Below are 15,007 nucleotides of genomic sequence, written 5' to 3' on the forward strand. Positions count from 1 at the left end.
GTGTTATAATTTGGTATAAAAAAATGTAAAACAGCCTTAGTGTTTTACTTTATAAAATTTGTAGGCAAACAGGAAGATCACTACATAGCAAATGATCGGGGCATAATATGCATTGGCAATTCCGACTCTGTCGGCTATTAGCCCCATGATGAAAGGGAAAAATGCCCCCCCCACTACTCCCATTGACAAAAATGAAGCAGCCTGTTGTGTATGTGCACCAAGGTTTTTAAGGCCCAAACTAAAGATGGTAGGGAACATAATGCTAAAAAAGAAATTGATCATCAATAAAGCAACGAAAGACACCACACCAAAGCTTTGAGCAACGATGAGGCACATCACAATGTTTCCTAAAGCAAATGCCGCCAATAGCTTATTTGGGGCAATCAGACGCATTAAAAATGTCCCTATAAAACGTCCTGCTAGCATCATTCCCATAAAGGCAACCATATAATTACCTGCTTCGGCATCAGTAAAGCCCATCTTTTCATGCCCATAATTGATAAAAAACGCCCATGTTCCTGCCTGGGCAGCCACATTAAAGAACTGCGCTGCAACGGCCCACACAAAATGTTTATGAGCCAATAACTTTTTATCGGGTGCAATGTCTATATGCTCTGCATCCAGAGATGAAACCGCATGTGGGTCTGTAGTAGGTGGAACTTTAACAAAAGAAAAAGATATGGAAACCAACAAAATAACCACACCTATTACCGCATATAGTATTTTAACGGAAGTAAGGTCTGTACTCCCTTCCACATTATGACTCAATAAAAAGTAGCTACCGATTGCAGGGCCCAGCATAGCGCCAACTGCGTTAAAAGACTGTGCAAAATTAATCCGCTGATCACTGGTCCGCTGATCTCCGAGTGAAGCGACGAAAGGATGCGCTACCGTTTCCAGCGTAGATAAACCACAGCCAACAATAAACAGGGCAATACCAAAAAAGGCAAATGAGGAAATATTGGCGGCAGGCACAAATAAGAAGGCGCCCAATGCAAAAAGGGATAGCCCCAAAAGCACGCCTTTTTTATAACCAAAACGTTTCATAAATAAGCCGGCAGGAATCCCCATTACGGCATAAGCACCAAAAACTGCAAACTGTACAAAGGCCGACTGTGATTTGGAAAGACTCATGGTATGTTGAAAGTGTTTGTTTAATACATCGGCCATGGTAATGGCGATCCCCCAAAACATAAAAAGTGAGGTAACAAAGACAAGCGTGAGCAGAAATTTCTTGTCGGTAAAAGCGACTTTAGTGGTTGATTCGTTCATTTTTTTGGTTGTTAGATAATTTAAATCCAATTCTATTTTTTAAGTATAGGAGCGGGAATATTAAGTTGAAAAGGGATTTCTTTCCTCAGCATTTTGCCTGCATAGCCACTCAGGTACAAATAATAATCTGAAGGGATGCCTTCTTCCGGCTTAACAAACTCAATGTTGCCTGCCGGAGGATTTTTACTGATTTTAAAAATTGCCGTTCCTTCATCTACTTCATCAAACATAGCCACGTACAACATTTCTGCACCATTTTGAATCGTACCTGAAAGTTGCTTCCAGAAGAACTGCCCCTTATTTCTTGGAATTTGATCTAATGGGGACTCTGGTCTCATGTTATGCCAGCTAAAGCCCGGATAAACTACGGGTACATAGTCTATGTTATATTGTTTGCACCAGGCAATATCTGCCCGGACCCTTTCCATCATCTTTGGAATCCGGGACTCAATAAACCGACCAACAAACCAGGGATGTATGATGTCTATCTTCTTGAATGTTTCCAGCAATTCCGGATCAGGTTCTGTATCTCCGGCAAGCTCTCGCCACTGCGTTGGAACACCCAACAGAATAGAACAGCCTCCGTAAACCGGATCCTTTTGTAAAAAATCAATAATCGTACGAACATTTTTTAATGAATACTTTCTGTTGTCATTAAAACCCACTCCCCAAAGGGCTACCAAAGGCTTTCCATTGTGATATAGATAACTTTGATTGTTACCTCGGCTGGTCAGTTTCATACTGTCTACCAGTTGCTTAAAATCATTAATAACCAGCTGTTCATCACCGTCTTGCATGCCCGAAAAATCGTACATTACTGCAATTGCTCTTTTATACTTTTCAGCAGCATTGAGTGCAGAGGAAAGCACTTTATTGTTGTGATTAACTCCTTTCGCGTACTTGAGATTGGTAACGAAGCGCTGAACAAATGCACCATCAATACCATATTGTTGCATCCATTTAAAATGAAGCTTTACGGTCGACTCGTCATAAGCACTAAACAGGTATGCATTGTCGCCATTTGCCAGTTTAAAGGGTGTTTTATATGTTTTTTCATATTCAGACATCTCCGGCCAGATTTCTACTCCTATTCTTTCTTTATCGATGTTTCCATAATGATTCCAGCCTCGATCAGCACCATCTCCTTTAGCATTAAACCAACCTTGATAACCCGCCATGACCAATCCTTTATAACTCGCGAACCTGGATTGTCTGGCATGTTTATTTTGGGCATAACCAAAACCGGTTATCATAGCACATATCAACAGTAAATATATTTTTCTCCTCATCATTTCTTATTTTGACATTTTTAAATCCTGTCCTGTTCCCCATATTTTATTTGGCAATGGTCCCATTTCCAGTTCCAGCTTACCGCCGGCAATAAGTTGCTGATGGGTAAACCATGGAGTGTCTAATACTTTACCATCAAACTTTGCACTTTGAATATATTTATTTACCACTGAACTTTTATTCGCTATAATCTGGAAGGTTTTGCCATTCGGTAAATCAATGGCTACTTTTTCAAATACAGGACTTCCAATTGTATATACTGGTATTCCGGGTGTTACCGGGTAAAATCCCATGGCCGAGAAAACCACAAATGCAGTCATTCCGCCACCATCTTCATCACCCGGAATACCAAATACATTATCTTTAAACCAGGTATCCAACAGGAACCGGATACGTTTTTGTGTTTTCCATGGAGACGATGTATAATTATATAAGTAAGGGATATGAAAACCAGGTTCGTTTCCCATAGAAAACTGTCCGACTATTCCTGTTACGTCCGGAAATCTTGCCTGAAACTCGTACTGACTTCTTCCTAATGGTTCCCGGAATAGTTGATCCAGTTTATTCTCAAAAGCCTTTCTTCCGCCCATCAGGGTCATCAAACCATCAACATCATGTTGCACCTGCCACATGTAAGTCCAACCGTTGTTTTCATCATAATAATCCCTGCCTCCCATGCCGCCGTCAAATTTTGGATCAATTTTTATCCAGTTTCCTTTATTATCCTTAGGTAAGAACAACCCTGCTTCATTACTCCAAAGATTTTTATAGTTCTGACCTCTCAAATTAAACTTAGCATAATCCTGTTGTTTTCCCATATCCTTTGCAAGTTGGCCTAATGCCCAATCATCGTAACTGTGTCCTAATGTGACTGCTACAGCCTGACGTTTTTCAAATTTGTCGACCGTTGCTACATATTCCTTTTCACCAATATTCAGCGCAGGGAAATAACCCTTACTATGGTAAAAATCATCAAGTTCTGTTTTTGGTCCATTTCTCCATGGAATCATAGTTGCTTCATTTGCATTCTTTAACGAGCCCTCATAAGCCTTATTCAGGTCAAAGTTTTTTAATCCTTTTCTATGCGCATCTAAAAAACTAACGGTGGAATGAAATCCATTCATACAGGCATGATCGCCAAACAACACCGGAAAAGTTGGCATCCAACCGCTTTGCTCATACATCTTTACATATGAATTTAACATATCTTCTTCCTGCTCCGGATTCAGGATAATTCTAAGGGGATGATGTGCCAGATAAGTATCCCAGGCCCAGTCGTCTACATAAAACGGGCGATTACTCTGATGTATCTTGTGATCAAATCCGCTAAAGTATTGGCCGTCTTCTGTGATATCTACCATACGTTCGTAACAACGATATAAAGCGGTATAAAATGAGCGCCGCTGAGCTTCTGTAGCACCGGTAGTTTTGATTTGATTGATCACTTTTGCCCATGCAGCTTCAGCTATAGCAACTTGCTGATCAAAACTCATGTTCTTCAATTCATTGTTATAGTTCTTTTTAGCTTGTTCTGCACTTACATAGGATATTGCATATTTAAATTCAATAGTTCCGGTTGTGTTCTGCGGAAAACGAACCCAGGCACGGGCATCTTTTCCAGTAACTTTACGTACCGGCGAAAGCTTGTTATCCTTTACTGTACCCACAACAGCCTCTTCACTAAAAACACCATATAGATAAACTTTAATATCATCATGATAAACCTCCATGCCGGTAATTTCGTTGGCAGAAATAAAGCTAAATTCATTCAAACCCTGATTGTAGTTTTCAAAGAGTAGTGCCTTCATTCCTTTAGCGGGGAATTCAAATTTATAATAGCCTGTTTTTTTCCCCGGAGTAAATGAAACCTTAACATCATCATCAATAAGATAAGTGCTGTAATACCATGGGCGGGTAATTTCGAGGTCATAATCATAGGTCATTTTTCTTTTCCAGCTATCAGGCTCCGGATTTTGAGTAGCAGGCTTTAGGGCAAAAACCTCTCCCAACCGATGAGAAACCACATTTAGAGGAAAGCTTGAAATCTGATCGTCCATATAATCCTTTCTCTGCGGAAACATTCTGATCATTTGGTTGGGCAATTGAACAGTTGGCCTTGTGGGTTGCAATAAGTGACCGACATTGCCAATCAAAGGGTCTACATATTTTAGATTACCTGAACCATCATAGGACTTTTCCTGTCCAACAGCACATCCGTTATTAAAGAAAAGCAAGGTTAAAAACAACGCATTCCTGATTATAAATTGAATAATATTCTTTATCATTCTGAAGACTTAAGATTAATATATAGGTTATTTTTTTACATATCATGGGCACAATAACCTCTAAAAAGGGTCATTCTGCATGTGATATGTAGGTTTTCTATTTTTTTGTGCTTTCCAGTTCTTTAATGGTCCAGTTCTTAGTGCGGCCTTGATTCGCCGCCCTTACTTTCCTGACTTCTTCTGGTTTAATCAGGGGTGCTTTGTTTCCAAGATCATTCCGGATATAGCTCAGTACCGAAGCAATATATTCGTCGTCATTGCTCCCAAGTGCCGGCATAGCATCCGCATACTTTTTATCATCAACAGGACCGGATAAGCCATGAAGTAAAATTTTGATTAGTTTTTCAGGATCTCCATTTACATCTTTTACTCCAGCCAATGGAGGTGCAGGCATATCCTTTCCGCCAATAGTCACCCCCTTTCCGTCGGCACCATGACAAATGGCACACAATTGCTTAAAGATAGTGGCTCCATTTAACATCAATTTTTGATCTTCTTCCTTCATTGCTGCTGCTTTCCTGGCTGCTAGCACACGTGCATTATTCTCATTTTCAAAGCTTTTCTGAGATTCAACTAATAACTGATTATCAGGATAATTTGCGATCATATATTTGATAATATCCTGGGCTTTATCTGACTTGCTAAATCTTAATGTTAAGGCCAGCTGAAAACGCACATCGGCATTAGGGTCGTTTTTAAGGAATTCCATCTCATTGATCAGTTGCTCAGCTCCTTTCCCAACCAGGTCGTCACAGATCCACACGGCAGTTTTACGCAGCTCCGGATCATTGTCCCGAAATGCTTGTTTAAGCAGTTCCTTATCTAAAACTTTTAAGCCGCTCAATGTCCATAGCGCATGTATCTTACCCAGTTGGCTGGTTGTTTTACTCAATGCCATGACTTTCAAAGCAGGAACGACTGATTTATCGCCACGAATTACAATCAATTTCTGCGCATTATCGCGCCACCATCCATTAGCATGTGCCAGATAAGGAATTAATTTATCTGTACTTAGGTCTAACATTTTCGGCACATTCCGATCTGGTTTTATACCATCATATACTACACGGTAAATTCTACCTCTACCAATATTCTTATCAAATTTCTTTTCATCAATTTGTTTACGGAGATAGGTGCCTTTTTTTGTCCAATTGCCTTCTTGTATGATTCCACGGTACATATCAACAATGTATAGACATCCATCTGGTCCTGTTACGCTATTCACAGGTCTAAAATTCATATCTGTAGATGCAATGAATTCCTCTTTATTGTAAGCGTTTTTTAAAGTAATTTTTCCATTCGTATTCGTCACTTTAGCACGTCTGATTAACCTGCCTACCGGCTCACATATAAATAAATCTCCTTGTGCATCTGCCGGTAATGCAGTTCCCCTAAAAATTGATTGTCCTGTACAAGCAGTAAAATGATTAAGTGTACTATCCGGACGTAATCTGCTTAAGCCTCCCTGAACATCAGGGGTAGAAATAATGGGCCACACTGCCTGAAAATCGTCATTATACTGATCTTTAAAATCAAATCTGCCATAGGCAGGATTTTGCTGAAAGTTAAGTGCAGGTGTTTCTGATCCGGCGGCAGAAAAAAACAATCTCCCATAATTATCGCTGGTTAAGCCCCATTGGCCTCCCGGCCCTTCATACAGGGACTCGGCTTTAAGCATTCCATCTTGATACACATATCGCTTATTCTCAACAGTGACATAAATTCTATTGTCAAGGTTCCACATTAACCCACTCTTTTGATGTTCCAGATTACTGGTACTGATCTCGTCATTTCTGAAAACCAATTTCTTTTCATCTGCTTTTCCATCTCCATCGGTATCCCTGTAACTGTAAATATTATTGGAATTTGTTTCATTTACCAAAATCCGATCATCCAGAGCGAGAATCATTCTTGGCAATAGCAACTGATCTATAAAAACAACAGCCTTGTCCATTTTTCCATCACCATTGGTATCTTCCAGCCGTTTAACTGTACATATTGGTTTCATTTCACCGGTTCCATCTGCATCCTGCATATAGGTATTCATTTCGGCGACATACATTCTTCCGTTTCCATCCCATGCTATAGCTACAGGCTCATGAATCATGGGTTCACTGGCTACCAGCTCCAGGTGATATCCCTTCTGCAAATGCATGGTCTTTAAACTTTCCTGAGGAGATAAATAAGCTGGTGAAGGGTTCTTATTCACGATAATGTTTCCATTGGCATCACGTTGTACGATTTGTCTGGATACTTTACAGGTATATATAACCATCGACAATACCAGGATACTCCATACAAGTTTCTTGTTTCTTTTCATAATCTATTTCCAGTCCTTGTTTATGCCTGCTTATTTTAGCGATAGCATATATGGTCATTTTCTTTATTGGTAATCAGGATAGAAATTCTAAAAAACTATCACGAGCTTTGAGACTCGTGATAGCCTTAATTTTTAATTAATTACAATTGGTAAATCCATACCCTGTTTGCTGAGGGCAAATATTTGCAAGGTTAAAAGTTGACCATTTTAGATGCGATTTCAAATCGGCAGGTATTGCTCCTGTAAACCTGTTGTTTTTAACTTCAAAAGAACCAAGATTTGCCACGGTACCAAACCCAACAGGTAATGAACCACTCAAATTATTGCTATGACTCTGAAATGTTCTAAGTAGTTTCAAATCAGTTACCTGTGCAGGCATCTCACCATCCAGCTTATTGTTACTAAAAACCAATGTATTAAGATTACTTAAATTAGATATCCAGGTTGGAAAAGCTCCAGTTAGACCTGTGGTATTTAAATTTAATACGGCTAATTGCTTCAATTGTGAAATACTTGTTGGTACAGGGCCATTAAAAAAGCCTGGGTTTACCTGTAAACTGATCTCTGTTAAGTTGGTAAGATTTGCGATTGAAGCAGGTAAACCACCGGTGAGTAAGTTATTGTTCAGCACCAGATTTTTCAGTTCCGTAAGTTGCCCAAGCTTGTCTGGCAGTGTTCCTACAAGATTGTTAGTTCCTAAATTTAAACCCGTAACTCTACTTTCGCCATTTACAGTTGCAATTGTAATGCCTTTCCATGCAGAAGAGACTGTAGTATTGAGGTTCCAGGTTGTTGTCCATGCAGCTCCACCGGCACTATTGTATAAAGCGACAAGTGCCTGCTGATCCAATTCAAGTCCGGTATATCCGGCCTGGGTCACTATAATCTTAGCTACTTTTGCACCTGATGATATTGAAATTTCTGCCGTACGTGGCCTTCCTGTATTTGGATCTGCAGTTATGATGACATTGGTTCCACTCTGAACTGCTTTACACCAGGCGGCGTTACTTGTGGCTGTCCATGCCCCGGTGGCCACCACTCTCGTCTGGTCTGATCCGCCTGCTACAGGGAATGAAAATCCATCTTTATCCACACCAAAGGATGCTGCATCCTGATTTACGGTAAAAGTTTGTACAAGTGTATAAGGATCTTTTTTAATGGTTACAATAGCTTGCCTCTTTGTTAACTGGAAGCTTTGACGGACTTTTACCACTAATTTACCATTTTCTTTGGTGGCTGCACACCAATCGGCATTACTGGAAGGAGCCCAATCCAGATTACTATTTACTTTTACCGAATCCGTTCTTCCCATCTCATCATACTGAGCTTCCTTTTGATCTATAGTTAGATAAGGTGGCCCTCCATCCTGAACGACGTAGACAATTTTAGCATATAATCCAACACTGGCGCTGACCACAATTTTTGCAGTCCGTTTATCTAATGCTTTATTTTCATCAACAGCTAATTTTACACTATCTCCCACTTTTGTAGGTTTACACCAGGCTGCATCACTAAATAATTTGAGCTCAACAGTAGAGCTTACCGGAAAACTCAGGGAACTTGGCTTACTTGTAGCCGCGAGTTGATCTGCCCCAACGATAGATACTGGTTCTTCCGGCTTAATATTGTCTTTTTTCTTACAGCAAAACAAAATTGTAAGCAGCGCTGCAAAAATGAATATTTTCTTCTTCATCATCTTGAGTTTTAATTCTGATTAAGTTTAAATTCCTGACGGGTGATATCCAGATAAAGATTCCCATAGCTCTGAGCAGGTTCGATTTGTGTGTCTTTCCTGAATTCATTAAAAGAGTCGATAAATATCAAACCACTCTTTGAAGCATTCATTTTCGCTACGCTGCAAAATTTCCTAAAGAAACTTTCGGATCTTTTCAGTGGTAAATTTTTACTGGTTGCATTTTCGTAAGTATAAATTCTTCCAGGTGCAATTGAGGGAATAAATTCAATATTCCAGGAGTCTAACATCTGCTTCCAATACTTCCAGTTTTCATTTACCATCTGATGAAACAGATAGACTTTATCTGGGGAGTCACCTGCATCAATCATATTGGCTTCATACATCGCATCCACGCAATTTTGAAATCTGTAGTAAAATCTTTGCGGCGGAGACCACTTGTCTTGCATTCCAACGATAAAAAGTTCAAAACCCAATGCAGAAAGTCGTTTTCTAATCTCTGCATAAACTGCAGGGGAGTTAATGGCATTCAGATTTTGTGCAGAATTTATGACCAGGATACACTTACCTCCTGTTTTCATATAATTACTTTTTCCAAAAAAGGTTGCCAAACGCTTAAAATCATTATAAAAGCCATCAATTGTAGCTTGGGGCCTGGTTTCCAGAGCCACTGTGTTACTTACACCGAATTTGGAAATATCCAAAGTGTAGGAAACTGCAAACTTCATATTTGCAGAAGCCGGGACATCCAGGAATGATTTGATCAACAAAGAATCCGCATTATATCCGCTGTTATCAAAGGTTACAGATCTTACAGAGAAAATGAAATAATCTATTTTTGCCTTAAGCGCAAAATCGATATGCTGAGGCATAATAGCGGGATCGGACGGACTTGCAGGCACTGGAACACCATTGGTAAAATTGTATTTTCCAACTACCGGTACATCTACAATAGAGGTATTAAATGCACCCGTATTCAAGTAAAAGGCACCTACAGGGAAATCTCTGGTAGCAGGAACATTTTGAATTTCATAGCTAAGCAGCGTATCATCAACAGAAGGCCCCTTGTCTTTTTTGCAGGAGCATAAAAATGTAGATGCAAGCAAAGCCAGAAAGCAACTTTTTATATATATAGATCTCATGATTATAACTTAATTATGGTTTTTTAAATTTATTAACTAGCACATAGGATACACCCGCGGCTGTCAGGTCCTGAATGGTTGTACCATACCATTTCTGAAGGTACCTGGCATCGTAGAATGCTGTTACCGTATTCCAGTCTTTACGTACGATTGGAACAGAAAAGTTTAATTGCATAGTAGGTAAATCCAGTCCACCGAATTTGCTTATTGCTGCTTTATAGGCTATAGAATTATATGTTCTAACCACATTAGGGAATTCCCATCGGTCCGGAATATCAGTAACTGTAGAATTTAAGTTTGGATTACCCGCATTGGTGAGTGGTGGCAGATTCAATGACTGTGTTCTACGCTGTAAACACCAGGCCTCAAAGGCTCCATCCGGGTAATAATTTATCCATCTCTGGATCCAGATTTTGCTCAGGTCATTTAGGGGAATATTGGTATTTACAATCCCAGTATAATAATTAAATCCTTTGCCCTGGGTCCCCCACTTGATTCCGCCCTGACTTAAATATGATGGAGCAGAATTAGAAATCCCCCAGGTCGAAAAATTCTCATTAATCCCATCTTCATAATATTGTTGAGCAGTTTTGACACCTCCATAATTTAGATATCTGGCTTCAGCTTTCATGAAGCACACTTCTGCATAATCCATAATATTAAAAGGATGATTGGAAGTTATGATAGCGGCTTTAGGTTTGCTGAAATTTCTAAATACCGAACCACTTATCGGACTCTGACCTATAAGTCCCCAGGTTGGCAAAACTGCGGGTGATTTAGGGCTGCCCAGGTAAGGGATTTTATAAGATACAACTCTTAAAGTATCATCCAGGTTGCTTGTTAAAGTGTCGATAATTGCATAGCGGTCTGCAACCGGAACAGATTCAAAATAAGCGCCCATCCTCGGATCAGAATAAGATCTGAAATTGGTGAACAGGTAATCATTCATTTTAGGATAGTCGCCATCGTTAATTGTGTTTTTAACCAATCGAATGTAATAAGGTGCTTCATTACCCTCTCCCGTTCCGTATGCGATTTTCACATTATCAACTGATGATGCCAGCAAAGTACTTTCATTGCTCATCAACTCTTTGATTGCCGCTTGTGCCAGATCAGGTTGATTTCTCAAACACCTTAAGGCGATTCTTAACCGCAGAGAATTGGCAAATTTTTTCCATTTCAACAAGTCACCATTAAATACAACGTCCGGACTATACTTATCTCCGGCAAGATTCAAATTATCCGAAGCTTTTTTAAGCCTGTCCAGCAAACTCGCGTAAATAGTATTCTCGTCATCAAAATCGATTACAGGAGTACCTGTTGTTAATGCCTTGCTGTATGGTACCGGACCATAAGTTCCAACTAAATAAGAATATGCATAACATTCCCATATCTCTGCAATTTGTATTCTATTCGTAAACTGCGGATTATCTGCATAAAGTTTTTTGAGCTGATTGATATTGCCCAATATGTTAATATACATTTGTTGCCAGTTGGTATCGTCGCCGGTACCATACCTTGCCGTACCTCCGTCAATAGCGAAAAAATTTGAATAGGTCCAGAAAAACAGATAATTATTTCTTTCCATCTGATCTGCTGTTGCTTTTACCACTCCCGTGAAAATTGCCTCCGCATCGGGAGCATTAAATTGACTCGGGTTTTTATTTATTTCTTCAAAATTCTTGGTACAGGATTGTAGCAAACCAATTGCAGCAATCGCTATATATATGATGTATTTCTTCATAATTATTAAAATGTAAATTTAAAATCAACCCCATAGGTAGCATAAGGAAGCGAACCGCCTTGCTCAATTCCCTGAGCATTTCCCGAAGAATTTGCTGATTCGGGGTCTATACCATTAGGTGTATGTTTAAGAATTGTCCACAGATTTCTTCCAACCAATGCGATTCTGGCAGTTTGGAATGGGGTCTTGCTAAAAATTTTGGATGGAAAATTATAACCCAAAATAAATTGGTTAAGCTTAATATAGGATGCATCGAAGATATTGACATGCATATTGTAATCCATATATTGCCAGTAAGCTTGTGGTGAGACATTATAATCTGCTTTTTCTCCCGGTACCATACGGCCATTCGCATCAAGTATTGGTTTGCCCGAAGCATCCAACTTTGGATAATAACCATCAAACTTCATCCCTTTTGAGCGGTTGGCATCTGGATAAGGTAAACCATAAAGCTGGGTTACACCTTTCTGTTCTGTCCCACTCTCGCCCAGAATAATAGTGCTAAACAAAAACTCTTCTCTTCCTTGTAAACTTGCAATGGTATTTCCAGCAACGTTTGCTTTATGGTTACCCACAGAATAAATATCTCCCCCCATTTTAATTGAAAAATTGAAATTCAGGTCGAAATTTTTGTATCTGAATGTCGAACCAAATGAGCCGAGCCATTTAGGTAGAAAATTACCCAGATATACATTCTGATCATAATAAGGCTGACCGCTATCGCTTTTAATAATCACCTCACCTGTACTTGCCCGATATTGATCATTTCCTCTGATTGATCCGATAGGCATTCCCACGTCGGCATTTACAGACATTTGCCACCATCCTCCAAGTTGAAACCGATCAATCCCCGGTGTCAGAGATACGACCTTATTTTTATTCATTGACCAATTGGCATTTACGTTCCAGCTAAAATCTCTCGTTTTAACAGCGGTTGCACCTAAAGTAAATTCAAGACCTTTATTTTGAATTTCACCGGCATTCAGGACTGCTCTGCTAAAACCACTTTCTACCGGAACAGCTGCTTCGAAGATCTGATTAACAGATGAAGATTTGTACGCAGTAGCATCCAAAGCTATACGTCCTTTCAAAAACTTGAGCTCCAGTCCAACTTCAGCAGAAGTAGTTTGCTCTGGCTTTAAGTTTGGATTTTTCAATTTAGTATCCATGGCAACCCACGAATTGCCTAAGAAATTACCTCCATAATTAAAAGCCGAGATCAGGTTATTTGCACTTGTTGCATTACCAACCCTGGCAATGGAAGCCCTTACCTTACCAAAGCTGATGATGTCCTTTGGAAGTTTAAAATAATCACCAAACAAGAAGCTTCCACTTACGGATGGGTAAAAGAAAGATCTGTTGGCTTTAGGTAAGGTAGAAGACCAGTCATTTCTACCCGTTACATCAACAAATAAATAGTCATTATAGCCAAAAGTTGCTGTACCAAATACAGAGTTAACTGCTGTCCGATCCAATTGCTCGGAAGCAAGGGGAGTTACAGAGGTATTACTGATGCTAATCATTTTATGAACGGCAAGCGCAGTTGTTCTGGCATCAGTTCTGTAATTATTACTGGTTCTCAGGTTACCGCCCAAATTTGCGGAAATTGAAAACTTAGAAAGCTTTTTATTATACATCAACAAACCTTCCTTGTTCCAGTTCGAATTATTTTGCGTGAATTCGGAATAAGATCCTGTTTTAGAAATAGCTCCTCCTTTTTCAACATAGGTAAAGCCTGTTCCAAATAACATATCCGTAGCAACTTTTGCTCTGAATTTTAAATCTTTATTAATGTCTAAGATTGCGGTTATCCCACCTATCAGTCTATTTCTTCTATCCCCATTAGAATTCTCATTAATGGACCAGTACTGATTCTCAAAACCACCTTTGTTCGTATAATTAAAGGAATTTCCATTCGCATCTTCCCAAGGCGTTAAATCTGAAGGGCTCAAACTTCTAATCATGAAGATATAAGCATTCATTGGACTGTTGTTGTCCATATTTCTATAAGTCCTGTTTTTTACATCTTCATTGGCATATTGCAAACTGGTTTCTATTCTTAAATAAGGTTTAACCACCCTTGAAGCATTTAAAGCAATATTGTGCTTGTTAACGATATTCTGTTTCTCCAACACATCGTGTCCATTCGTAAAAGTATAGGAAAGTCTGAAGGAAGAAGCATTGTCGGCTTTACTTACTGAGATATTCTGTATGCCTGTAAGCGAAGAGTGGTAAAGATCTTCTACGTTACCCGGTTGAGGAATATAAGTACGCACTGCTCCGGAAAAACTGGCATACGGTTGGCCAAGCATAGGCGCTCCCCAGGATCTATCTGTTTTTCCCATCATATAAACCCCTAAAGTGGGATCAATATTATTTAAGTCCTGCACGAACCTTCCGGCATTACCTTCACCATACACATTTTGATAAGCAGGGAGTTCTGTAATGGTACTGGCCATGAAATTAGAATTGACACTTATTCCAAAGTTCTTGCTCACCTTTCCTTTTTTTGTGGTAACCAGAATAGCTCCATTCGCTGCCATTGAACCATATAAAGCAGCTGCGTTAGGTCCTTTTAAAACCTCAAGGCTTTCGATGTCGTCCGGATTTAGCACACTAGCACCACTACCGTAATCCAGATTACCGTTCTGACCTGAAGAATTATCGATAGGAATACCATCAACGACCCATAAGGGTTCATTATTCCCTGTTAAGGAGCTGGGACCTCTTAGCACTACCCTTGTACTTCCAGTAGGCTGTCCACTCGTTACGATTTGTAAGCCGGCGACCTTTCCACTTAACATGTTAATGATATTTGGATCACGAGCTTCAGTTAGCTCATCTACATCAACACCTTGTCTGGAATAACCCAATGATTTAGCATCACGTTTGATACCTAACGCCGTTACAACAACTTCGTTAAGTGACGCTGGATTTGGCTTTAATCTGATGGTAAGATTATTCTTTCCTCCAACCTCAATGACCTGAAGCATATATCCTATATAGCTTACCTCTAAAATAGCATTTGTTAAATTCGGAACTCCAATACCAAATTCTCCGTTATTATTTGTTATCGTTCGAACTTTTGAGTCCTTTAGTGCCACCGTTGCACCGGGTAGTCCCTTGCCCAATTCATCCAGAACCTTTCCTTTAACAATGGACTGCGCGTAACTACTGAGCGTCACGCAACATGCCATTAATAGCATGAGTAGTTTTGATTTCATAATCATTTATATTTGGTTAAGTTTAGTTAATGCACAT

At 39.6% G+C, this 15,007-nt stretch carries 8 protein-coding genes; all 8 read right to left on the bottom strand.

The window, feature by feature from the left end; all coding sequences use genetic code 11:
• Positions 1–36: 36 nt before the first annotated feature.
• Positions 37–1,272, bottom strand: coding sequence for an L-fucose:H+ symporter permease (gene fucP, locus P0Y49_13475; GenBank protein WEK17809.1), 1,236 nt, complete (start codon positions 1,270–1,272; stop codon positions 37–39).
• Positions 1,273–1,304: 32 nt separating this feature from the next.
• A complete protein-coding gene (locus P0Y49_13480; GenBank protein ID WEK17810.1) occupies positions 1,305–2,564 on the bottom strand; it encodes a glycoside hydrolase family 71/99-like protein in 1,260 nt (419 codons plus the stop codon).
• A gap of 3 nt (positions 2,565–2,567) precedes the next feature.
• Positions 2,568–4,847, bottom strand: coding sequence for a GH92 family glycosyl hydrolase (locus P0Y49_13485; GenBank protein ID WEK17811.1), 2,280 nt, complete (start codon positions 4,845–4,847; stop codon positions 2,568–2,570).
• Positions 4,848–4,944: 97 nt separating this feature from the next.
• The gene (locus tag P0Y49_13490) at positions 4,945–7,167 is read right to left on the bottom strand and encodes a c-type cytochrome (protein ID WEK17812.1); all 2,223 of its coding nucleotides are present in this window, start codon (positions 7,165–7,167) and stop codon (positions 4,945–4,947) included.
• A 136-nt stretch (positions 7,168–7,303) separates the two neighbouring features.
• Positions 7,304–8,863, bottom strand: a complete 1,560-nt coding sequence (locus P0Y49_13495; GenBank protein ID WEK17813.1) for a BACON domain-containing carbohydrate-binding protein — start codon at positions 8,861–8,863, stop codon at positions 7,304–7,306.
• Positions 8,864–8,871: 8 nt separating this feature from the next.
• Positions 8,872–10,002, bottom strand: coding sequence for a glycoside hydrolase family 99-like domain-containing protein (locus P0Y49_13500; protein WEK17814.1), 1,131 nt, complete (start codon positions 10,000–10,002; stop codon positions 8,872–8,874).
• Positions 10,003–10,015: 13 nt separating this feature from the next.
• Entirely contained in the window at positions 10,016–11,746 is a 1,731-nt protein-coding gene (locus tag P0Y49_13505) for a SusD/RagB family nutrient-binding outer membrane lipoprotein (protein ID WEK17815.1), read from the bottom strand.
• Positions 11,747–11,751: 5 nt separating this feature from the next.
• Positions 11,752–14,970, bottom strand: a complete 3,219-nt coding sequence (locus P0Y49_13510) for a SusC/RagA family TonB-linked outer membrane protein (protein ID WEK17816.1) — start codon at positions 14,968–14,970, stop codon at positions 11,752–11,754.
• Positions 14,971–15,007 lie beyond the last annotated feature (37 nt).

Origin of the sequence: Candidatus Pedobacter colombiensis (genome assembly GCA_029202485.1) — a bacterium.
GTDB classification, from domain to species: Bacteria; Bacteroidota; Bacteroidia; order Sphingobacteriales; family Sphingobacteriaceae; genus Pedobacter; species Pedobacter colombiensis.

Bases quoted from the DNA above. Each gene is read 5' to 3' on its own strand.
- fucP (WEK17809.1), bottom strand. From the start codon at position 1,272: ATGAACGAATCAACCACTAAAGTCGCTTTTACCGACAAGAAATTTCTG.
- P0Y49_13480 (WEK17810.1), bottom strand. From the start codon at position 2,564: ATGATGAGGAGAAAAATATATTTACTGTTGATATGTGCTATGATAACC.
- P0Y49_13485 (WEK17811.1), bottom strand. From the start codon at position 4,847: ATGATAAAGAATATTATTCAATTTATAATCAGGAATGCGTTGTTTTTA.
- P0Y49_13490 (WEK17812.1), bottom strand. From the start codon at position 7,167: ATGAAAAGAAACAAGAAACTTGTATGGAGTATCCTGGTATTGTCGATG.
- P0Y49_13495 (WEK17813.1), bottom strand. From the start codon at position 8,863: ATGATGAAGAAGAAAATATTCATTTTTGCAGCGCTGCTTACAATTTTG.
- P0Y49_13500 (WEK17814.1), bottom strand. From the start codon at position 10,002: ATGAGATCTATATATATAAAAAGTTGCTTTCTGGCTTTGCTTGCATCT.
- P0Y49_13505 (WEK17815.1), bottom strand. From the start codon at position 11,746: ATGAAGAAATACATCATATATATAGCGATTGCTGCAATTGGTTTGCTA.
- P0Y49_13510 (WEK17816.1), bottom strand. From the start codon at position 14,970: ATGAAATCAAAACTACTCATGCTATTAATGGCATGTTGCGTGACGCTC.